The organism is Armatimonadota bacterium (genome assembly GCA_031081585.1).
In the GTDB taxonomy this organism is placed as follows: Bacteria; Sysuimicrobiota; Sysuimicrobiia; order Sysuimicrobiales; family Humicultoraceae; genus Geohabitans; species Geohabitans tengchongensis.
Window position 1 is genome coordinate 124,990 of sequence record JAVHLY010000001.1, and the last position, 20,892, is coordinate 145,881.

A 20,892-nucleotide genomic window follows, 5' to 3' on the forward strand; every position below is an offset into this window, starting at 1 on the left:
CGCCCAGACGGCGCGGGTGGGGCTGGGGGTCTTCCTGGTGGCGGTGACGATGCTCTTCGTTGCCTTCACCGCCTCCTACCTGGCGCGGCGCACCGCTGCCGACTGGGCGCCCGTCCCGCTGCCGCAGCTGTTCTGGGCGAACACGGCGGTGCTGCTGGCCAGCAGTGCGGCCCTGGAGTGGGGGCGGCGGCGCGGGCGACGGGGCGACCCGGCCGCGTTGCGCGCCGGGGTGCGCACGGCCGCCGCGCTGGGGGCGCTCTTCGTCCTGGGACAGGTGGGGGCGTGGCGCCAGCTGGCCGCCCAGGGCGTCTTCATGGCCACGAGCCCCCACAGCGCCTTCGTCTACCTGCTGAGCGGGGTGCACGCCGTCCACCTGACGGGCGGGGTGGGCGCCCTGGCCTACGCGCTGCGGCAGGTGGACCGCCACCCCGACCCGCTGGGCGCGGTGGAGGCGCCGGCGCTGTACTGGCACTTCGTGGACGCGCTCTGGCTCTACGTCTTCGCCGTCCTCGCCTTCCTCTGACCGGGCGCGCGGAGGGCGTCGAGCGCCCGAGGACGGGATCTCCGAGGACGGGACACCCGGAGGAGCTGATGGAGCAGGTGGGGCAGGTCGTGCAGCGCACGGAGGAGCAGGTGCTCGAGCCCTCCCCCTGGGGCGGTGGGCAGTCCCCCTTCGCCGTCTCCTGGCCCAAGCTGATGATGTGGCTCTTCCTGCTCTCCGACGCGCTGACCTTCGCGGCCCTGCTCTCCGGCTACATGGTGGCCCGTCTCACCGCGGGCGTCTGGCCGCACCAGGCGGCGATCTTCAACGTCACCTTCGTCGTGGGGCCGATGACCTTCATCCTCATCTGCAGCAGCGCCACCATGGCCGTGGCCGTGGGGGCCGCCCGGCGGGGGGAGCGGCGCCTGGTGGTCCGCTACCTGCTCCTCACCGTGCTCGGCGGGCTGGCCTTCCTGGGGATGCAGGCGTACGAGTGGACCCACTTCATCCGCGAGGGGGGGCGGCTCACCGGGTGGGCTGGGCACGTCCCCGAGGGGGTGCTGCCGCCGGGGGCGGCGATGCCGGCGATGTTCCCGGCCACTTTCTTCGTCACCACCGGGTTCCACGGCGCCCACGTCACCAGCGGGGTGATCTACCTGTTGGTCAAGGCCGTGCAGGCCGCCCGCGGGCGGGCCAGCGCCGAGTCCGTCGAGATCGCCGGCCTGTACTGGCACTTCGTCGACCTGGTCTGGGTCTTCATCTTCACCATGCTCTACCTGATCTGAGGCTGAGCTGAGGCGGGAGGGAGGCGTGGCCCCACACGGCGGATCCGCACACACAGACGGCCCCTGGTACCGCACCTACGTCGTGGTGTGGTTCTGGCTGCTGGTCATCACCGTCCTGGAAGTCGGCGCGGTGGCGGTGACGTTGCCGCGGGCGCTGCTGGTGACGCTGCTGGTGGTGCTCTCGCTGATGAAGGCGGCGCTGATCGTGGCCTACTTCATGCACCTGCGCTACGAGCGGCTCAACTTCATCTTCGCCGTGCTGGCCCCGGCGATCCTCATCGTGGTCCTGGTGGCGGGCGTCGCCCCGGACGGGGTCAACGCCGTGCTGTTGCGGCGCTAACGGCCGTGCCGGGCGCGCGCGAGACGCATCCCGGTGACGCGCGAACCGCCCCCGGGGAGGGGGCGGCGGCGCTCCTTGTCCCTACAGCAACCCCTCGTCGCTCAGGCGGGCCACCATGGCCGCCCGACTGCTCACGTGCAGGCGGCTGTAGATGCGGCGCAGGTGCGTCAGCACCGTCCACGGGCTGATCCCCAGCACCTGGCCGATGGCCTTCGTCCCCAGCCCCCGGGCCACCAGCCGCGCCACCTGCAGCTCCCGCGGCGTCAGGGTGACCGTCCCCGAGCGCGGGCGCAGGCGGGAGAGGCGGTAGGTGGCCCCCTCGACGTCCACCTCCGCCAGGACCTCGTGCCACCGCCCTTCGGGGGCGCTGATCCGCCGGACCGGCGGGACGCCGACGCTCATCCGGGCCAGCTCCCGCAGCAGGCTCTCCCGGGGGGTCTCGCGCTCCGGCAGCGTCTTCATGCTCCCGCGGCCGCCGCGGCCCGCTGGGCGTCGAACGCCCCGGCGAAAGCGCGGGCGGCCTCTCCCTCCTTTCCTTCCTCGAGGTAGGCGAATCCCAGGTCGCGGAGCGCCTCGCTGAGCTCGCGCGACATGCCGAGCCGGCGGAACGCCTCCGCCGCCGCGTGGAAGTGGCCACGGGCGGCGGCGGCGTCGCCGCGCAGGCGCGCCACCGCACCCAGCGCCGCCCGCGCCCGCGCCGCCTCGGCCGGGTCGCCCACCCGTTCGGCCAGGCGGAGCGCCTCGCGGGCGTGCCCGTCCGCTTCGTCGGTCCGTCCGAGAGCCGCCGCGGCCCGCGCCAGCTCGGTGAGCGTCTGGGCGCGTCCGGCGTCGTCGGCCGCCTGCTCGGCGATGAGGAGGCTCTGACGGAGAAGCGGCTCGGCCTCGGCGGGGGCGCCGCGGTCGAGGTGGACGATGGCCAGGCTGCGGCGGGCGATCCCCAGCAGCTGGAGGTTCTCCTGGAGCTGGAAGCACTCCGCCGCCCGGGTGAGGTGGCGGGTCGCTTCCGTCCAGGCGCGGTGCTGCAGGCACACCATGCCCGTGTGGTAGTGGAGGAGCCCGAGGGTCTCCGGGTCGGCGGCCGCCCGCAGGGCGGCCTCGGCCGCCCGGAAGCACTCCTCGGCCTGGAGCGGCAGGCCCAGGTTGAGGTAGACGCGGCCGAGGTTCCCCCAGACCCGCCCGGTGAGGGCCCGGTCCTCGGAGGGGGCCGACCGCAGGTGGTCGAGGGCGCGCTGCAGGGCGCGTCGCGCCGCAGGGAAGTCCCGTCGGCGCAGCTCCATGATGCCCCGGGCGTTGGCCGCCTGGGCGGCCAGCAGCGCGTCGCCCAGGGCCGCCGCCCCCTCTTCGGCGGCGGCGACGTGGGGCTCGGCCAGGTCGAAGTGGTGCAGGCCCGTGAGGGCCTGGGCCAGGCCCAGGTGGGCGCGGGTCTGCAACCGGAGGTCGGCCAGGCGGTCTGCCCCCCGGAGGGCGGCCTGGTACTCCTCCACCGCCCGGGTGAACTCGTGGCGCACCAGCAGTGCGTCGCCGTGAGAGAGGTGGGCTTCGAGGAGGAGGGGGTGCTCCTCCTCATCGGCCAGCAGGGCACTGAGCGGTTCCTGGAGGCGCTCCGCCAGGCGGCGTAGCGTGGCCAGGGAGGGCCGGACCCGATCGTGCTCCACCATGCTGATGAAGCTCTCCGAGAGGTCCTCTCCGGCCAGCGCCCGCTGGGTCAGGCCGCGGGCTTTGCGAAGCGCACGCAGTCGGGCCCCGAGCGTCACACCGGCTCACCCCCCGTGACGGCCAGGACGGTCCCCGACCCAGAGGTCGGGATGGCCGGCCGGGCGGTCACCGCGTCGAGCCGGTCAGGGTGCCTCTGCTGCCCCGCTTCTCGGGGCCCCGGGTTGAGGAGGGGGAGGGCCCCCGGCCCCTACTTCCCGGATCCTCCAAAGAAGTCGGCGTCCCCCGGGCCGGCGAAGGCCGCAGGCACGCCGAGGGCAGTGGGAATGGCCAGGGCCAGCTGGAGGGCCACGAACACTCCCAGGATGAACCTGCGCATCATCCCTTCCTCCCTTCGTGCGCTGCCACTCTACCTATCGACCAGACCCGGGGTTTTTAGACCCCCTCCCGGCGGAACCGGCGAAGGACGTTGGCAGGTGTGGAGGGTGCGGGACGGGCGACAGGCCTGCCGGCTCTAGGGTCGGGGTTCGACGTGGTGACTGAAGTTCCTTCCCCGGTCGGCGGAAAACTTCACTAAAAGTGAAGTCACCCGAAAGGGCATTGAACCAGGAGTCCACCGGGTGATCGGGCACGGCGTCGAGAATGGATGGAGAAACCGCCGCGGGGAGCCACCCCGGCAGGGAGAGGGGGGAAGACGGTGCCGACCTACATCATGCTGAGCACCCTCACGGAGGGGGGAGCGGAGACCCTGCGCAGCCGGCCCGAGCGCGTGCGCGAGGTGAACCGGGAGATCGAGGGGATGGGGGTGCGGGTGCTGCAGCAGTACGCGGTGCTGGGGCCCTACGACTTCGTGAACGTCGTCGAGGCGCCGGACAACGACACGGTGGCGCGCGTCTCGGTGGAGCTGGCCGCGCGGGGCAGCGTGCGGATCATGACGCTGCCGGCCATCCCCATGGACGACTTCATCGCCCGGCTGCGCCGCAGCTAGCTGCGGCCGCGCCTGCCGGCGCGCCCCGCGCGCCAGCGAGCGGGTGCGCCGCTCGTGCGGCGGGCGCGCCATCCAGCGTCACCTGCAGCAGGCGCCACCTCCTGGGCGCCCTGGGGCGCCGGGTATAATGGAGGTGCCATGGCGGACATCGGCAAGCTGCTGGTGGACCTGCAGCGGACGCAGGGTGCCGGCGGGTCCATCGCCCTGAGCGTGAGCCTGAAGGAGGCGACCCCGCTCTTCGCCATCTTGCTCGTCCGGGGGAATCAGGTCGTCGACATCCTGGCGACCGGGCGCACGCCCGAGGATGCCTGCCGCGCCGCCGCCGGGGACGTGGCGGCCGCGGTCCGCTAGGCGCCGTGCCTCCCACGGTCGACGAGGCGCGGCGTCGCCTCCGCGCCACGCTCGCGGTTGCCGCCCCCGACCTGACCCTCGACGCCGCCGCGGTGCGCTGGATCCCCGGTCCCTACCCGGGGTTCGAGTACGGCCTCCGGCTGGGGCAGGCCAACGCCCTGCTCTTCCTCCCGCTGGAGGATCTTGACGGGGACGGGTGGGAGACGCGGCTGGCCGAGCGCCTGCGCCAGGCGCGCGCCTACCTCGAGGCGTTCCCGCTGGCCCGCGTCCGCCGCTGAGCCGTGGAGGTCGAGCAGCTCCCCGTCGGGCCCCTGCTCGCCAACTGCTACCTGGTGGCCGACCCGCACACCGCCCGCGCCCTGGTGGTCGACCCCGGCGACGAGGCGGAGCGGATCCTGCACCGGATGCGCCGGCGCGGGTGGACCTGTGCGGCCATCGTCGCCACCCACGCGCACTTCGACCACGTGGGGGGCGTGCGCGACCTGCGAGCGGCTACCGACGCCCCCTTCCTCATCCTCGACGCCGAGCGCGAGACGCTCGCCACCGCCGCCGTGCGGGCCGAGCTCTTCGGCGTCCCCATCTCGCCGCCGCCTCCGCCCGACCGGTGGCTGCGGGACGGCGACGTGGTGGCGGTGGACGGGCTGCGCTTCCAGGTCGTACACGCCCCCGGGCACAGCCCGGGCCACCTCCTCCTGGTCACCGATGGGGCGGCCTTCGTCGGCGACGTGGTCTTCGCCGGCAGCGTGGGCCGTACCGACCTGCCCGGCGGGGACACGCCCACCCTGCTCGACACCCTCGCCCGCACCATCCTGCCGCTCCCCGACGCCACGGTCCTCTACCCCGGCCACGGCCCGCCCACGACGGTCGGCCGCGAGCGCCGGGAGAACCCCTTCCTGCGCAGCCTGCGGCCGCAGCCGCCGGGCCCGCGCTGAGCGGGCCGCCGTCCGCCGTCCGCACCGCGGCGGTATAATGGAGCGGTCTCGCTCCCGACGTCCGCATGCGGCACCGACGGCTCCGCGCCTACCTCCTGCGTCACCGCCGCGCCTACCTGCGCGGCTTCGCGCTGAGCGTGGCCAGCATCGCCCTGGCCACGGCCAACCCCTGGGTGCTGCGCTACGCCGTCGACGGCATCCGCCAGGGGATCGGGGCGGGGCCGCTGGCGGCGCTGGCCGGCCTCTACGTGCTGGTGGCGGCCGCCCGCGGGGTCATCACCTACTGCTGGCGCAGCAGTATCATCGGCGCCTCGCGCCGGATCGAGTACGAGCTGCGCAACGACTACTTCCGCCACCTGCAGCGGCTCCACCTGGGCTACTTCCAGCACACCCGCATCGGCGACCTGATGGCGCGCGCGGTGAACGACCTGAACGCGGCCCACCGCATGACCGGGATCGGGGTGATGCACGGCTTCAACACCGTCACCCACTTCCTCGTGGCCGGCGCCATGATGGTCCTGCTCGACTGGCGCCTGGCGCTGCTGGTGGGGCTCATCCTGCCGCTGGTGACCGTGACCTTCATCGCCCTGGGGCGGCAGATCCACCAGCGGTTCGAGCAGGTGCAGCAGCAGTTCGGCACCATCTCCGCCCGGGCACAGGAGAACTTCTCCGGCGTGCGGGTGGTGCGGGCCTTCGCCCAGGAGCCGTTCGAGATCGCCGCCTTCGCCGAGCTGAACCGCGCCTTCGTCCACCAGAACGTGCGGCTGGCCCGCGTCTCCGGGGCGCTGTGGCCGGCCATGACGCTCATCCTGGGGATCGCCACGGTGGGGGTGGTGTGGCAGGGCGGCCTGGCCGTCATCGCCGGGCGGATCACCCTGGGGACGCTGGTGCAGTTCCTGGCCTACCTGGGCCAGCTCTCCTGGCCGATGATCGCGCTCGGCTGGGTGATCAACATCGTCCAGCAGGGGAGCGCCTCGATGGGGCGGCTGGACGAGGTGCTGAGCGTCCGGCCGGCCATCGCCGACCCGCCCGACCCCGCCCCGGTGCGCACGCTGCGCGGGGAGGTGGAGTTCCGCGGTGTGAGCTTCGCCTACCCGGTCCCGCCCGAGGCCGGGACGGACGGCGCCGGGGGAGGGGGTTCGGGGCGGCTGGTGCTGCGCGACATCACGCTGCACATCCCCGCCGGTCGGACGGTGGCCATCGTCGGCCCCACCGGGAGCGGCAAGTCCACCCTGGTCAACCTCATCCCCCGCCTCTTCGACCCCACGGCGGGGGAGGTGCGGGTGGACGGGATCGACGTGCGCCGGCTGCCGCTCGCCGTCCTGCGCCGGCACATCGGGATGGTCCCGCAGGAGCCGTTCCTCTTCTCCGACACCCTGGAGGAGAACCTGGCTTTCGGGCTGGACGTCGCGGCGCCCGACCAGGGTGGTGACGGCGCCGCCACCGACGGGGCCTGGACCGCCGCCCCGGCGCGGCCGGCCGAGCCGGCCAACGGCCAGCGGGTGCTGCGCGCCGCCGAGGTGGCCCAGCTGGCCAAGGACGTACGCGACTTCCCGCAGGGGTACGCCACCCTGGTAGGCGAGCGCGGGGTGACCCTCTCCGGCGGGCAGAAGCAGCGGGCCACGCTGGCCCGGGCGATCGCCCGCGACCCGGCCATCCTGATCCTGGACGACGCGCTGAGCAGCGTGGACACCCAGACCGAGGAGGAGATCCTCCGGGAGCTGCGCGCGGTGATGGCCAGCCGCACCTGCCTGATCATCTCCCACCGGGTCTCCACGGTGCGGCACGCCGACGAGATCGTCGTGCTGGACGAGGGGCGCATCGTCGAGCGCGGCACGCACGAGGCCCTGCTGGCGCGGGGCGGCGTCTACGCCGACCTCTACCGGCGGCAGCTCCTCAGCGAGGCGCTGGAGGCGGAGGGGTGAGGTGAGCACCGCCTTCCACGAGGACGAGCTCCTCGGCCGCGCCTACGACAGCCGGCTCATGCGGCGGCTGCTGGCCTACCTGCGCCCCTACCGCGGGCTGGTGGCGCTCTCGGTGGTCCTCCTCCTGCTCCACTCCGCGGCCCTGCTGGCGGGCCCCGCCCTGCTGCGCGTGGCCATCGACCGGCACATCGCCCCCCGGCGCCCGGAGGGGCTGGAGTGGGTGGTGCTGGCCTACCTGGGGACGCTCGGGGCGGCCTTCGCCGTCCGCTACCTGCAGAACATCCTGATGCAGCTCGTCGGCCAGCGGGCCATGTACGACCTGCGCATGGCCATCTTCACCCACCTGCAGCGCCTGGCCGTGGGCTTCTATGTGCGCACCCCGGTGGGGCGCCTGCTCACCCGCATCACCAACGACGTGGACGCGCTCAACGAGCTGATCACCCAGGGTGTGGTGGCCGTCTTCGGGGACCTGGTGACGGTAGTGGGCATCGTGGCGGTCATGCTGGTGATGGACTGGCGCCTGGCGCTGGTCACCTTCACCGTGCTCCCCCTCATCCTCTACGTCACCGCCGTCTTCCGGGCCCGCGCCCGTGACACCTACCGGGCCGTGCGCACCCGCCTGGCCCGCCTCAACGCCTACCTGAACGAGAACCTCATGGGGATGGCCATCGTCCAGCTCTTCAACCGGGAGGCGCGCGCCTTCGCCCGCTTCCAGGGTCTCAACCGGGACCTGCTGGCCGCGCACCTCCAGGGCCTGCGCTACGTCGCTCTCTTCCAGCCCGCCGTGGGCGTCATCCGGGCGCTGGCGGTGGCCCTGGTCCTCTGGGTGGGCGGGGCGGCGCTGGGGACGACGGTGACCATCGGGCTGCTCGTCGCCTTCATCCAGTACGCCGAGCGCTTCTTCGAGCCGATCGAGCACCTGGCCGAGCAGTACAACATCTTGCAGGCCGCCATGGCCTCCTCGGAGCGCATCTTCCGCCTCCTCGACGAGCCGGTGGAGGTGGCCGACCCGCCCGACCCGGTGCCACTCGAGCGGCTGCGCGGCGAGGTGGAGTTCCGCGGGGTCTGGTTCGCCTACCCGCCGCAGGAGGGCGCCCCGGACGGCGCCGCGGAGTGGGTGCTGCGCGACCTCTCCTTCCACATCCGCCCGGGGGAGAGCGTGGCCCTGGTGGGCCACACCGGCGCCGGCAAGTCCTCCATCATCAACCTGCTGATGCGCTTCTACGACCCGCAGCGCGGGACCGTGGTGGTGGACGGGGTGGACGTGCGCCGCTACGCGCAGCGCGACCTGCGCCGGCACATCGGGCTGGTCCTGCAGGACGTCTTCCTCTTCTCCGGCACGGTGGCGGACAACATCCGGCTGGGCAACCGGGAGATCGACGACGCGGCGGTGCGCCGGGCGGCGGAGTTCGTGAACGCCCACCGGTTCATCGAGCGGCTGCCCCGCGGCTACCAGACGGAAGTGAAGGAGCGGGGCGCCATCCTCTCCGTGGGCCAGAAGCAGCTCATCGCCTTCGCCCGGGCCATCGCGCACAACCCGGAGATCCTACTGGTGCTGGACGAGGCCACCAGCAGCGTGGACACCGAGACGGAAGAGCTGATCCAGGAGGCGCTGCGCCGGGTGATGCACGGGCGCACCTCCATCATCATCGCCCACCGCCTCTCGACGATCCAGCACGTCGACCGGATCCTGGTCTTGCACAAGGGGCGCCTGGTGGAGACGGGGACGCACCGGGAGCTGCTGGCCCGCGGCGGCGTCTACAGCAAGCTGTACGAGCTGCAGTTCGCCGCGGTCGGGGCGGGGCGGCGGGGCGAGACGGGCACGGGCGCGGGATGAGCGCGCGGCCGGTGGAGGGGCTGCGGGCGCTGCAGGCCATCGTCCTGGAGGCGCTGGACGAGCGGCGGGGCCTCGTGGCCTTCTCGAAGATCGAGGCCCAGGAGATGGACCGGCTGGCCCGCGAGTACGAGCGGCGGGCCCTCGACCGGCTGCGCGAGGCGCTGGCCCGGATGCCCGAGGAGGCGGCCGCGCTGGCGGTGCGCCAGCGCCTGGCCCGGATGGAGGAGCAGCTGGCGGAGCTGGAGGGGCAGACGGGGATCGCCGAGACCTCGCGCCGGCTGCAGCGCGACGAGATCACCTGGCGGGCGTTCGAGGACGTGGCCGCATTGCTGGGGGTGGAGGCCTAGCCTGATCTCCCGGCCGCGGCCGGCGCCGGCGGGCGCCCCGGCATGGGCGGGCGCCCCGGCACGAGCGGACGCCGACACGGGCAGAGGCCCCAACAGGAGGAGGCGAGGCGATGCGGAGCGTCGGACAGCGGCTCCCCCGGGTGGACGGGCGGGAGAAGGTCACCGGGGCGGTGCAGTACACGGAGGACCTGCGGCTCCCCGGCCTCCTGCACGCCCGGCTGCTCCTCTCGCCGCACGCCCACGCCCGCATCGTGCGCCTGGATGTGGGGGCGGCGCGGCGTGTCCCCGGGGTCGTGGCGGTCCTCACCGCCCGCGACGTCCCGCAGGCCCCCGACGCCGACACGGAGGAGCACATCCTGCTGGCCGACGGCGAGGTGCGCTTCGTCGGCCACCCGGTGGCGGCGGTGCTGGCGGAGAGCGAGGCCGCGGCCGCCGACGGCGTGGAGGCGCTGGCCCAGGCGGTGACCTACGAGCCGCTGCCGGCCGTGCTCGACCCCGAGGCGGCGCTGCGGCCGGACGCGCCGGTGGTGCGCCCGGAAGGGGTGGGCGAGGACGCCGAGGCCGGGGCGCACGCCGCGGTGGAGACGCGCCAGGTGGTGGAGGCACGGCCGCCCAACGCGGCCAATGTGGTGCGCTTCACCCGCGGCGACGTGGAGGCCGGGTTCCGCGAGGCCGAGGTGGTCGTCGAGGAGACCTTCACGACGTCGCGGGTCTACCAGGCCTACCTGGAGCCCCAGGCGGTCGTGGCCGTTCCCGACTTCCTCCACGGGGGGGTCACCCTCTACACCGCCACCCAGGGGATCTTCAACGTGCGCGAGCGCGTGGCCGACCTGCTGGGCCTGCCGGCGCAGCGCGTACGCGTCGTCCCCATGCCCGTCGGCGGCGGGTTCGGCGGGAAGATCCTGCTGATCCAGGGGCTGGCCGCACAGCTCGCCCTGGCGGTGCGCCGGCCGGTGCGGCTGGTGCTCACCCGCCGCGAGGACTTCCTGGTCGCCTGCGTGGCGCCGGCCTCCTGCATCACGGCCCGGCTGGGCGCCCGGCGGGACGGCACGCTCGTGGCGCTGGAGGCGCGGCTGCTCTTCGAGTGCGGGGCCGCCCCCGGCAGCACGGCGGGGATCGCCGCCACACTCTTCGGCGGCTACTACCGCGTACCGCACCTGCGCCTGGAGGGTTACGACGTCCTGACGCACCGCGCCCCCACGGGCGCCTACCGCGCGCCGGGGGCGCCGCAGGCCACCTTCGCCATCGAGGGGCTGATGGACCGCCTGGCCGCAGCCCTGGGCCGCGACCCGCTGGAGCTGCGGCTGCAGAACGCCGCCGCGGGCGGCGACCCGATGCCGAGTGGCCGGCCGTGGCGCCCCATGGGGCTGCGGGCGGTGCTGCAGCGCCTGGCCGAGCACCCGCTGTGGCGGGCGCGGCGGCCCGGGCAGGGGATCGGGGCGGCCGTGGGCGGGTGGACCGGCGGCGTGGAGTCGGCGGCGGCCAACGTGAAGGCCAACCCCGACGGCACCTTCGACGTCATCGTGGGCGCGGTCGACCTGACCGGGACCTTCACCGGGCTGGCGCAGATCGCCGCCACCATCCTCAACGTGCCGGTGGAGGCGGTGCGCGTGGTGGGTGGGGACACCGACCAGGCGCCCTATGCGGGCATGTCCGCCGGCAGCAAGACCCTCTACACGGTGGGGCAGGCGGTGCGGCTGGCGGCGGAGGACGCCCGCACGCAGATCCTGGCCATCGCCGCGAAGGAGCTGGAGGCCCGGGTGGACGACCTGGAGATCGCCGACGGCCAGGTGCAGGTGCGCGGGGCCCCGGCGCGCGGGATCGCGCTGGCGGAGGTGGCGCAGCGCTCGATGCGCTTCGGGGCCAAGTACCCGCCCATCTTCGGGCGCGGCGCCTGCGCCTCGCCCCGTCAGTCGCCGGGGTTCGCTGGGCACCTGGTGCAGGTGGAGGTCGACCGCGAGACCGGGGAGGTGCAGATGCGCCGCCACGTGGTCGTCCAGGACGTGGGCTTCGCCGTGAACCCTGCCGCGGTGGAGGGGCAGGTCTTCGGAGGAGCGGCGCAGGCGGTGGGGTGGGGGCTCTTCGAGCGCCTGGCCTACGACGAGACGGGCCAGCTCCTCGCCGCCACCTTCGCCGACTACGCCCTGCCCCGGGCGCACCGCCTGGCCCCGCTCGAGGCGGTGCTGGTCGAGGAGGCGTCCGAGGAGGGACCGTTCGGCGCCAAAGGCGTGGGGGAGCCGCCGGTGGTGGCCGGAGCGGCCGCCATCGCCAGCGCCATCGCCGACGCCACCGGGGTGTGGGTGCGCGACCTGCCCGTCACCCCGGCGCGGCTGCTCGCCGCGCTCCGGGAGCGGGGAGCGCCGGTCAGGCGGTGACCTGCCGCTCTGCCTCGCGCAGGCGCGCCGAGAGCGTGCGCATGATCTGACGGGCGATCTGCGGCGCAGCCTCCAGCAGGCTCCCGAAGTCCCGCTGGCCGATGACCAGCAGGCGCATGTCGGTGAGGGCCTCCACGTCCGCCGACCGCGGGCCGCCGTCCAGCAGGCTCATCTCCCCGACGAACTCGCCGGGGCCCAGCCGGATGGTGCGCCCGCGCGGGGTCCGGACCGCCGCCGTCCCCTCCACGACGATGAAGAGCTCCCGGCCGGTCTCCCCCAGGGTGGCCAGGCGCTTCCCGGCCCGCACCTCCACCTCGTCGGCCAGCCGGGCCACCTGGTGCGCCTGGGCGCGGGAGAGGCCGCGGAAGAGGGGGACGGCCAGGATCAGGTCGACCTTGCTCGGCTTCGCGGGCATTACTTGCGACGGCGGCCGCCGCGCTTGGCCTCGGTGTTGCGCTTGAGGTCGAGGAGGCGCTCCTCGCTCTCCTTCATGAAGGCCTTGAGCTTCTCCTCGAAGGAGGTGCGGGCCCGGGCGCGGGCGGCCCGTTCCTCGGGGGAGAGGGCCTGCTTGACCGAGAGGTCGAGCTTGCCCTTCTCGTTCACCCCCAGGACCTTCACCCGGATGGTGTCCCGCTCGCGCAGGTAGTCCTTGACGTCCTTGACGTAGGTGTCGGCGATCTCGGAGATGTGGACGAGGCCGCTCTTGCCGTCCGGCAGCTCGACGAAGGCGCCGTAGTGGGTGATCTTCACGACGGTCCCTTCGACGATGCTGCCGACCTCAATGCTCATGATCCGCGATGATGGCCTCCCCTCGACCGATTTGACCTCCAGGGCAAGCGCATTATGGGCTGGGCGCCTCCGGGGTGTCAAGCCAAAGGTGTACGTGCCGTCGCCGGCCGGCGGCGGCAGCGCGGCGCCTGCGGTCGGGGTGGCGCGCCTACCGACGACGGCAGCGCGGCGCCTGCGGTCGGGGTGGCCCGCCCGTTCACGGCACAGCCGGCGGGGTCGGGGTGGGGCGGACGAGGATGACGGTGATCTCGCCGGGGCGGACGAGGCCCAGCTGCTCCCGGGCCAGCCGCTCGATGTACGCGGGGGAGTGGAGGCGGCGGATCTCCTCCCGCAGGTCGGCGTTGGCCCGCCGCAGCGCCGCCACCTGCCGCTCCAGGGCACGGGCCTGCCGCTTCAGCCGGTAGGTGGCGAGCAGGCTCTCCCCGAAGGCGTGGGCCGTGACGACCGCGAGCAGCAGGGCCACGACCACGCCGCCGGCGCGTGTGAGCCGCTGCCGGCCAGCGGCCGGCGCCGCGGCGGCGTGAGGAGCCGGGGCCTCAGGCACGCTCGACCTCCCGCCCCAGCGCCGGGACCCCCTTCCACCCCGGGGCGAGCCGCGGCCACCCCAGGATCAGCGCGACGAGCCCGAGGGCAGCACCCGCGGCAGCCAGCGCGTTCCGCAGCGACCCGATGTGGTCGAGCAGGGCGAGCTGCAACGGCCAGCGCTGCGGCAGGGTCCCCTCGGCCTGGAGGACCCGCCAGGTGACCGCCATCCGCGCCAGGTAGCGCGCCGTCTCCGGGAAGGGCGGCGGCCCCGCGTAGGTCCGGACGCGCCCCGCTCCGGCGTTGTAGGCCGCCAGCGCCAGGCGTGCGTTGCCGCCGTAGCGGTCGAGCAGGTCCCGCAGGTAGAGGGCGCCCGCCTCCAGGTTCGTGGCCGCGTCGAGGAGGCACCGGTCGACCGGCCGGGGACAGGCCAAGCGGCCGCGCAGCTCCGACCAGGTTTCCGGCAACACCTGGGTGAGGCCGAGGGCCCCGCGCGGCGAGCGGGCGGCGGGGTCGAAACCGCTCTCCACCGCCACCAGCGCAGCCAGCAGGGCCGGGTTCACCCCGCGGCGCGTCCCCGCGGCGTTGATCCGGTCGGCATAGGGGAGGTCCCGCACCATCCGCGGCTCGTCGTTGGCCCGCTCCAGGTGGGCCAGGGCCTGCGGGAGGAGCCGCCACGTCAGGTGGGCCAGGGCCGCCGCCGCCGCGAGGGCCACCGTCCCGGCCAGCAGGCAGGCGCCGGCCAGCGGGTGGGTGAGGCCTCCGGGAAATCCGGAGCGAGACCGTGGACGGGAGCCGGGGGACCGGGCGGCGCGCGGCGTGAACATGGACGAAGGGACGACCGTTTCGGCTCGGCCCGCCTCCGGCTAGGCGGGGACGCGGAACGCTCTCACTCCCGCATACACCGCCGCCTCGCCCAGTTCCTCCTCGATGCGCAGCAGCTGGTTGTACTTGGCCACCCGCTCCCCCCGGGCCGGCGCTCCGGTCTTGATCTGCCCGGCCCCCATGGCCACGGCCAGGTCGGCCAGGGTGGCGTCCTCCGTCTCCCCGGAGCGGTGGGAGAGGATGACGGCGTACCCGGCACGCCGGGCCAGGGTCACCGTCTCCAGCGTCTCGGTGAGGGTGCCGATCTGGTTGGGCTTCACCAGGATGGCGTTGGCCACGCCGCTGGCGATGCCGCGGCGCAGCCGCCCGGGGTTCGTGACGAAGAGGTCGTCGCCGACGAGCTGCAGCCGTGCCCCCAGCTGCACGGTCAGGGTCTGCCAGGCCGCCCAGTCGTGCTCCCCCAGCCCGTCCTCGACCGAGCGCAGCGGGTACTGCTCCGCCAGCGCCCGGTAGAGGGCGATGAGCTCGTCCGCGGTGCGCACCACGCCCTCGCGGCGGAAGTCGTAGACCCCGTCGTGGGCCAGCGCGCTGGCGGCGGCGTCGAGGGCCAGCCAGACCTCCTCGCCGGGACGGTAGCCGGCCCGCGCGGTGGCCTCCACCAGGAGCCCCAGGGCCTCGGCCGTCCCGCCTACGGCGGGGGCGAAGCCGCCCTCGTCCCCCACCGCCGTGGTGAGGCCGCGCTGGCGCAGCAGGGCCCGGAGGTGGTGGTACACCTCCACGCCCATGCGCAGCGCCTCCCGAAAGGTGGCGGCCCCCACCGGGGCGATCATGAACTCCTGGAAGTCCAGTGTGTTGTCGGCGTGCGCTCCGCCGTTGAGGACGTTCATCAGCGGCACCGGCAGCACCACCGCGGCCTCGCCCCCCAGGTGGCGGTAGAGCGGGAGGCGGCGGGACGCCGCCACCGCGCGCGCCAGCGCCAGGGAGACCGGGAGCAGGGCGTTGGCGCCCAGGCGGGACTTGTCGGGGGTGCCGTCCAGGGCGATGAGGCGGCGGTCGACCTCCTCCTGGTCGGCGGGCCGGCCGCGCAGCGCAGGCGCGATGACCTCCTCCACGTGGCGCACCGCCCGCCGCACGCCGCGCCCCAGGTAGCGCGCCCCGCCGTCCCGCAGCTCCAGGGCCTCCCCCTCGCCGGTGGAGGCGCCGGAGGGAGCGGCGGCGCGTCCGAGGCTGCCGTCGTCGAGGAGGACGTCGGCCTCCACCGTGGGGTTGCCGCGCGAGTCGAGGATCTCCCGGGCCCGCACCGCGGCGATGCGCACCGTCACCCCCACCACCCCTCGTCGGTGACCTCCCGCACCACCTCGTAGGCGCCGTCCGCCTCGCGCGGCGTGGCGGGCAGGCGGCGCACGCGCACCACCAGGCGCCGCGGGCCCAGCGCGAGGTCGAGGACATCTCCCGGGCCCACGGCGGTCCCGGCCCGGGCGCGCCGGTCGTTCACCCGGACGTGGCCGGCATCGCACAGGCGCTGGGCCAGCACCCGCCGCCGGACGAGGCGGCTCACCTGCAGGAACTTGTCCACCCGCATCTCCGCCACGCCGGCTTCCCGCGCGTTCGCGCGCCCACCGCCCCTCACCGCTTCGCCCGCTCCCAGTAGGCCAGCATCTCCGCGGGCGTGCGGGATTCCAGGGGCGCCCCCTCGGCCGCGGCCAGCGCCTGCGCGCGAGCGAAGCGCTCGACGAACCGGCGCGTGGCGTCCCGCAGGGCCTGCTCGGCGTCCACCCGCAGGGGGACGGCCAGCGCGACGGCGGCCAGGAGGAGGTCGCCCACCTCCTCGGCCGCGCGCGCCGGTCCGGCCGCCTCCTCCACCTCGGCGACCTCCGCGCGCACCTGCTCCGCGGCCGCCCGCGCGTCCGGCCAGCGGAAGCCCAGCTCCCCTGCGCGCTCGAGGACCTTCTGGGCGGCGGCCAGCGCCGGCAGCGCCCGCGGGATCCCGTCGAAGGGCTCCCGGCGCGCGCTGCGCTTGGCCGCGTACCAGTGGGCCAGGACCTCGTCGGGCGTGTCGAGGCGCTCGCCGCCGAAGACGTGCGGGTGGCGGGCGATGAGCTTGCGCACGAGCGCGTCCACCACGTCGCGCGCGTCGAACCGCCCCGCCTCGGCCGCCATCTGGCTCTGGAAGACCACCTGGAGCAGGAGGTCCCCCAGCTCCTCGCGGATGGCGGCCGCGTCGTCGCGGTCGAGGGCGTCGAGCAGCTCGTAGGTCTCCTCGAGCAGGAAGGAGCGCAGGCTCTGGGGGGTCTGGGCGCGGTCCCAGGGGCAGCCCTGCGGGCCGCGCAGCTCGGCCATCACCCGCAGGAGGTCGTCGAAGGTGTAGCGGGCGGGCTCGCCCTTGGGCCTGTGGTCCGGCTGTGCGGGCATCGTCGCGTCCTCAGGAGGTGGGCCGGTCGAAGCGGCGGATGGCCGCCTGGCGGCGCTCCGCCTCCAGCCAGCGGCGGAACGCCGCCTCCTGCCGCTCCTCAACCAGGCGCGCCCGCACCTGCACCCGCGCCTCCGCGTAGGTGGCCCGCCGGGCGGGCTGCTTCTCGTGGACCAGGATCAGGTGGTAGCCGAAGGGGGTGCGCACCGGCTGGCTCACCTGTCCCGGGGGCAGGGCGAAGGCGGCGCGCTCGAACTCCGGGACCAGCGTGCCGCGGCTGACGAGTCCCAGGTGGCCGCCGGCCTCCCGGGAGCCCGGGTCGTCGGAGAAGCGCCGGGCCAGATCGGCGAAGGCCTCCCCGCGCTGGAGCCGGGCCTGGACCAGCCGGATCTTCGCCAGCGCCGCGCGCTCCTGCTGCGGGGACTCGGCGCGGGCCAGGATGTGGCTGACCCGCACCTGCTCCGGCCGGTCGTACTCGGCGCGCCGCCGCTCAAAGGCCTGCCGCACCTCCGCCTCGGTGACCTGCACGCTGGTCACGGCCGGCCGCAGCTTGCGCACGGTGAGGTTCAACCGCAGGATGCGGCGCACCTCCGGCATGGTCAGGCCGCGCTGGGCCAGGGCCGCCCGGAAGCCCTCCTCGCCGCCGAGGCGCTCGGTCACCTGCCGGACCTCCTCGGCCACCTCCGCGTCCGTGGCCACGAGCCCCCGGCGGCGCGCCGCCTGCAGGATCAGCTCCTGGTTCACCAGCTGGTCGAGCACCACCCGCTCGATCTGGCGGCGCTGCGCCCGGCCGCGCTCGCCGGAGAGGTCCAGGCCGAACTGCGCGGCCGCCTGCGCCACCTGGGCGTCCACCTGGGACCAGTAGATGGGCCGGCCGTTCACCAGCGCGGCCACGGCCACCCCTCCGCGCAGGCCGGGGAGGCGCCATCCCACCTCGCCCCCCACCGTGCGCCCCGCGATGGTGACGCGCGGCAGCGTGGCGGTCAGGTCGGCACCGAAGGTCAGGGCGTAGGCCAGCGCGGTGGCGGCGAGCAAGGCCGCGCCGAGCAGCAGGACGGTCGTCGTGCGGCGCTGCGCTGTCACGGTCACCCCCCTCTCGTCGTGGGCGGGCGGCGCGGCGGTCGTCCGCGGCGCGGGCGCGCCCTCAGGCCCGGGCCAGCGCGGCGCCTTCCTGCTGCCGCACCAGGCGGGCCACCATCTCCAGGACCTCGCGGACCTCGTCCACCTGCTGCGGGAAGGCCTCGGCGGTGGTGTGCACGGTGACCACCGCCGGGGTGACCTGCACCCGCCGCCCGTAGGCCACGCGCAGCCGCCGCTGCACCGGTTCGGGCAGGAAGGCCCCCGAGCGCAGGCGCACGGTGAAGCGGTGCCCCTCCCGCACCACCGACACCGCCCCCACCCGCCTGGCCAGCACGCGCAGGCGCACCGCCTCCAGCAGGTGACGGACCGGGACGGGGAGCGGGCCGAAACGGTCGGCCAGCTCCTCCTCCAGACGTCCCACCTCGGTGAGCGAGCCCAGGGTGGCCAGGCGACGGTAGAGGATCATGCGCTGCGCCTCGTCGGCCACGTAGTCGGGCGGCAGGTAGGCGTCGACGTGCACGTCCACGGTGGGGTCGGGCGCGTCGTCCACCAGCTCGCCCCGCAGCTCGCGGATGGCCTGGTCGAGCAGGCGCGTGTACAGCTCGAAGCCTACCGCGGCCACGTGCCCGTGCTGCTCCGGGCCCAGCAGGTTGCCGGCGCCGCGGATCTCCAGGTCGCGCATGGCCAGCTTGAATCCGGAGCCCAGCTCGACGAACTCCTGCATCGCCCGCAGCCGCGCCTCCGCCTCCGGCGTGAGCGTGGCCCCGCGCGGGTAGAGGAGGTAGCAGTGGGCCTGGTGGTCGGCCCGCCCCACGCGGCCGCGCAGCTGGTAGAGCTGCGCCAGCCCCATCAGGTGGGCGTCCTCGATGATGATGGTGTTCACCTGGGGGATGTCCAGGCCGATCTCCACGATGGTCGTGCAGACCAGCACGTCGTAGCGCCCGCCTAGGAAGTCCATCATCACGCGCTCGAGCTTCTCCTCGGGCATCTGCCCGTGCGCTACCACCACCCGCGCCTCGGGGACGAGCCGGGCCAGGCGCCGGGCCGCCCGGTCGATGGTCTGCACCCGGTTGTGGACGACGTAGACCTGCCCGCCCCGGGCCAGCTCGCGCAGGATGGCCTCGCGCACCACGGCGTCGTCCGCCTCCCGGATGACCGTGTGGATGGGCAGGCGCGCCTCCGGCGGCGTCTCCATGATGGACATGTCGCGCAGGCCCACCAGCGACATGTGCAGCGTGCGCGGGATGGGGGTGGCGGTGAGGGTGAGGACGTCCACCTGGGTGCGCAGCTGCTTCAGGCGCTCCTTGTGCTCCACCCCGAAGCGCTGCTCCTCGTCGATGATGACCAGGCCCAGGTCGTGGAAGACCACGTCCGACGAGAGGAGCCGGTGGGTGCCGATGACCACGTCCACCCGGCCCGCCGCCAGGTCGGCCAGGATCCGCCGCTGCTGCCGCGGCGTGCGGAAGCGGCTCAGCACCTCCACCCGCACCGGGTAGGGGGCGAAGCGCTGCAGGAAGACGTTGTAGTGCTGCTGGGCCAGGATGGTCGTGGGCACCAGCACGGCCACCTGCTTGCCGTCCATCACCGCCTTGAAGGCTGCGCGCACCGCCACCTCGGTCTTCCCGTAGCCCACGTCCCCGGCGATGAGCCGGTCCATGGGGCGCTGCGACTCCATGTCGCGCTTCACGTCCTGGATGGCCTGCCACTGGTCCGGGGTCTCCTCGTAGGGGAAGGAGGCCTCCAGCTCGTACTGCCAGGGCGTGTCGGGGCCGAAGGCGTGCCCCGGCGTCGCCTGGCGGGCGGCGTAGAGCCTGAGCAGCTCCTCGGCCATCTCCCGGGTGGCCTGGCGCACGCGCTGCTTCTCCCGCTCCCAGTCCGCGCCGCCCAGGCTGTGGATGCGCGGCGCCTGGCCCTCCACGCCGATGTAGCGCTGGATCAGGCCGAGCTGGTCGGTGGGGACGTAGAGCCGGTCCCCCTGGGCGTACTCCAGCAGCAGGTAGTCCCGGCGGTGGCCGTTGAGCTCCAGGTGGACCAGCCCGCGGTAGATGCCGATGCCGTGGTGGAGGTGGACGATGTAGTCGCCGGGGATCAGGTCGGTCCAGGAGCTGATGCGCGTCCCCTCGCGCAGGAAGCGCAGCCGGGGGCGGCGCCGCCGCCACCCCAGGATCTCGGCGTCGGTGACCAGGGCCAGGGCGCCCGGCGCCTCGCCGCCCTCCGTCTGGGCCGGGTCGAAGGTGAACCCGCGCGACAGCGGCGCCCGCAGCGCGGTGACCGTGCCCGGGGCGGGCGGGGCCTCCAGCGCCGGCAGGACCGGTACGGTGAGGCCGTGGTCCCGCAGGATCTCCGCCACCCGCTCCGGGTGGGCGCTGGCCACGACGACGCGGCGGCCGGCGGCGGTCCACTCCCCCAGGGCCCGGGCGAAGAGGTTCGTCTGCCCGCCGAAGGCCTCCATGCCGCCGAAGCGCAGGACCACCTCCTCGTAGCCCGGTTCGGCGTGGCGCAGCGTGGAGAGCGCCACCACCGGGCGTCCCCGGAGCGCCCGCTGCAGCGCCTCCCACGGGACGTACGGCGGTGGCGCCGGGGCCTCCGCGTCGGGGCGCGGCTCGCCCGCCGCGAGCGCCCGGATCTGGCCGCGCAGCTCCGGCTCCTCGTCCAGGACGATGGGGACGGCCGACGGCAGGTAGTCGAGGACGGTGGCGGCGAGCGCCTCGGGCGGCTCGGGGTCGTGCAGGGGGAGGAGGACAACCTCCTCCACCGTCCGCGTGCTGCGCTGGGTGGCCGGGTCGAACTCGCGCAGCGACTCCACCTCGTCGCCGCTCAGCTCCACCCGGTACGGCCCGCCCTGGGGCGGGAAGACGTCGACGATCCCCCCGCGCACCGCCATCTGCCCGCGCGCGTCCACGAGCGGCAGGCGCTCGTAGCCGTAGGCCGCCAGCGTGGCCACCAGCCCGTCGCGGTCCACCCGCGCCCCGCGGCGGAGGACGGTGCGGCGCGCGTGCACCACCTCGGGGGGCTGGTGCTTGCGCGCCAGGGCGGAGGCGGGGAGCAGCGCCAGCACCGGCTCTCCGGCCTCGAGGCGGTGGAGGAGAGCGCGGCGCTCCGCCGCGGCGACGAGCGTGGGGCGGTCGCCGTCGGCCGGCAGCGTCTCCCACACCGGGTAGAGCACCACCCGCTCCGCCGCCGCCGGCGCAAAGAGGGCCAGGTCCTCGGCCAGGCGTTCCGCCGCCTCGCGCGAGGGCAGGACGAGGAGGG

23 protein-coding genes are annotated in these 20,892 nt (G+C 74.7%); 11 read left to right on the forward strand and 12 right to left on the reverse strand.

The features are described from left to right. The first annotated feature begins 16 nt into the window (after window positions 1–16). The 3 genes from RB146_00550 (at window position 17) to RB146_00560 (ending at window position 1,606) form a co-directional block, all read left to right on the forward strand. On the forward strand, window positions 17–523 hold the full coding sequence (locus tag RB146_00550) for a cytochrome c oxidase subunit 3 (GenBank protein ID MDQ7827469.1): 507 nt from the start codon (window positions 17–19) through the stop codon (window positions 521–523). Between the two features lie 68 nt (window positions 524–591). Beyond that, complete coding sequence (locus tag RB146_00555) at window positions 592–1,266, forward strand: cytochrome c oxidase subunit 3 (protein ID MDQ7827470.1); 675 nt, start codon at window positions 592–594, stop codon at window positions 1,264–1,266. A 25-nt stretch (window positions 1,267–1,291) separates the two neighbouring features. Further along, window positions 1,292–1,606, forward strand: a complete 315-nt coding sequence (locus tag RB146_00560; protein MDQ7827471.1) for a cytochrome C oxidase subunit IV family protein — start codon at window positions 1,292–1,294, stop codon at window positions 1,604–1,606. Between the two features lie 81 nt (window positions 1,607–1,687). Here RB146_00560 and RB146_00565 read toward each other — a convergent pair whose 3' ends face one another. From RB146_00565 to RB146_00575, 3 genes are all read right to left on the reverse strand, one after another. After that, the gene (locus tag RB146_00565) at window positions 1,688–2,068 is read right to left on the reverse strand and encodes a helix-turn-helix transcriptional regulator (protein ID MDQ7827472.1); all 381 of its coding nucleotides are present in this window, start codon (window positions 2,066–2,068) and stop codon (window positions 1,688–1,690) included. Continuing rightward, the gene (locus RB146_00570; protein ID MDQ7827473.1) at window positions 2,065–3,360 is read right to left on the reverse strand and encodes a helix-turn-helix transcriptional regulator; all 1,296 of its coding nucleotides are present in this window, start codon (window positions 3,358–3,360) and stop codon (window positions 2,065–2,067) included. Before RB146_00570 ends, RB146_00565 begins: the two co-directional genes overlap by 4 nt. A 149-nt stretch (window positions 3,361–3,509) precedes the next feature. Continuing rightward, complete coding sequence (locus tag RB146_00575) at window positions 3,510–3,638, reverse strand: hypothetical protein (protein ID MDQ7827474.1); 129 nt, start codon at window positions 3,636–3,638, stop codon at window positions 3,510–3,512. Between the two features lie 318 nt (window positions 3,639–3,956). Between RB146_00575 and RB146_00580 the strand changes: the two genes are divergently transcribed. The 8 genes from RB146_00580 to RB146_00615 all read left to right on the forward strand — a co-directional run bounded on the left by RB146_00580 (window position 3,957) and on the right by RB146_00615 (window position 12,014). Beyond that, window positions 3,957–4,247: a GYD domain-containing protein gene (locus RB146_00580; GenBank protein MDQ7827475.1), complete on the forward strand. Its 291-nt coding sequence runs from the start codon at window positions 3,957–3,959 to the stop codon at window positions 4,245–4,247. Window positions 4,248–4,385: 138 nt separating this feature from the next. Continuing rightward, the gene (locus RB146_00585) at window positions 4,386–4,598 is read left to right on the forward strand and encodes a hypothetical protein (GenBank protein MDQ7827476.1); all 213 of its coding nucleotides are present in this window, start codon (window positions 4,386–4,388) and stop codon (window positions 4,596–4,598) included. Window positions 4,599–4,603: 5 nt separating this feature from the next. After that, window positions 4,604–4,876, forward strand: a complete 273-nt coding sequence (locus tag RB146_00590) for a hypothetical protein (GenBank protein MDQ7827477.1) — start codon at window positions 4,604–4,606, stop codon at window positions 4,874–4,876. Between the two features lie 3 nt (window positions 4,877–4,879). Then, entirely contained in the window at window positions 4,880–5,530 is a 651-nt protein-coding gene (locus RB146_00595; protein ID MDQ7827478.1) for an MBL fold metallo-hydrolase, read from the forward strand. A 65-nt stretch (window positions 5,531–5,595) separates the two neighbouring features. Next, window positions 5,596–7,455: an ABC transporter ATP-binding protein gene (locus RB146_00600; protein ID MDQ7827479.1), complete on the forward strand. Its 1,860-nt coding sequence runs from the start codon at window positions 5,596–5,598 to the stop codon at window positions 7,453–7,455. A gap of 1 nt (window position 7,456) precedes the next feature. Further along, entirely contained in the window at window positions 7,457–9,292 is a 1,836-nt protein-coding gene (locus RB146_00605; GenBank protein MDQ7827480.1) for an ABC transporter ATP-binding protein, read from the forward strand. Further along, on the forward strand, window positions 9,289–9,639 hold the full coding sequence (locus RB146_00610) for a hypothetical protein (protein ID MDQ7827481.1): 351 nt from the start codon (window positions 9,289–9,291) through the stop codon (window positions 9,637–9,639). The genes RB146_00605 and RB146_00610 overlap by 4 nt, the downstream gene beginning before the upstream one ends. 110 nt (window positions 9,640–9,749) lie before the next feature. Then, the gene (locus RB146_00615; GenBank protein MDQ7827482.1) at window positions 9,750–12,014 is read left to right on the forward strand and encodes a xanthine dehydrogenase family protein molybdopterin-binding subunit; all 2,265 of its coding nucleotides are present in this window, start codon (window positions 9,750–9,752) and stop codon (window positions 12,012–12,014) included. Here the strand turns inward: RB146_00615 and RB146_00620 are convergent. The 9 genes from RB146_00620 to mfd form a co-directional block, all read right to left on the reverse strand. Continuing rightward, window positions 12,004–12,429: a cyclic nucleotide-binding domain-containing protein gene (locus RB146_00620; GenBank protein ID MDQ7827483.1), complete on the reverse strand. Its 426-nt coding sequence runs from the start codon at window positions 12,427–12,429 to the stop codon at window positions 12,004–12,006. The two genes, RB146_00615 and RB146_00620, sit on opposite strands and share 11 nt — an antisense overlap. After that, window positions 12,429–12,803 (reverse strand): S1 RNA-binding domain-containing protein, encoded by a 375-nt coding sequence (locus RB146_00625; GenBank protein ID MDQ7827484.1) that lies wholly within the window; start codon window positions 12,801–12,803, stop codon window positions 12,429–12,431. Before RB146_00625 ends, RB146_00620 begins: the two co-directional genes overlap by 1 nt. 196 nt (window positions 12,804–12,999) lie before the next feature. Continuing rightward, the gene (locus RB146_00630) at window positions 13,000–13,347 is read right to left on the reverse strand and encodes a septum formation initiator family protein (GenBank protein ID MDQ7827485.1); all 348 of its coding nucleotides are present in this window, start codon (window positions 13,345–13,347) and stop codon (window positions 13,000–13,002) included. After that, a complete protein-coding gene (locus RB146_00635; GenBank protein ID MDQ7827486.1) occupies window positions 13,340–14,152 on the reverse strand; it encodes a lytic transglycosylase domain-containing protein in 813 nt (270 codons plus the stop codon). Before RB146_00635 ends, RB146_00630 begins: the two co-directional genes overlap by 8 nt. A 39-nt stretch (window positions 14,153–14,191) precedes the next feature. After that, the gene (eno, locus tag RB146_00640) at window positions 14,192–15,472 is read right to left on the reverse strand and encodes a phosphopyruvate hydratase (protein ID MDQ7827487.1); all 1,281 of its coding nucleotides are present in this window, start codon (window positions 15,470–15,472) and stop codon (window positions 14,192–14,194) included. After that, entirely contained in the window at window positions 15,469–15,732 is a 264-nt protein-coding gene (locus RB146_00645; protein ID MDQ7827488.1) for a S4 domain-containing protein, read from the reverse strand. Before RB146_00645 ends, eno begins: the two co-directional genes overlap by 4 nt. A 44-nt stretch (window positions 15,733–15,776) precedes the next feature. Beyond that, window positions 15,777–16,562, reverse strand: a complete 786-nt coding sequence (mazG, locus tag RB146_00650; GenBank protein MDQ7827489.1) for a nucleoside triphosphate pyrophosphohydrolase — start codon at window positions 16,560–16,562, stop codon at window positions 15,777–15,779. Between the two features lie 10 nt (window positions 16,563–16,572). Continuing rightward, the gene (locus tag RB146_00655) at window positions 16,573–17,649 is read right to left on the reverse strand and encodes a peptidylprolyl isomerase (protein ID MDQ7827490.1); all 1,077 of its coding nucleotides are present in this window, start codon (window positions 17,647–17,649) and stop codon (window positions 16,573–16,575) included. Window positions 17,650–17,704: 55 nt separating this feature from the next. Next, window positions 17,705–20,892: transcription-repair coupling factor (gene mfd / locus RB146_00660; GenBank protein ID MDQ7827491.1), on the reverse strand; the 3,188-nt coding region annotated here is incomplete at its 5' end.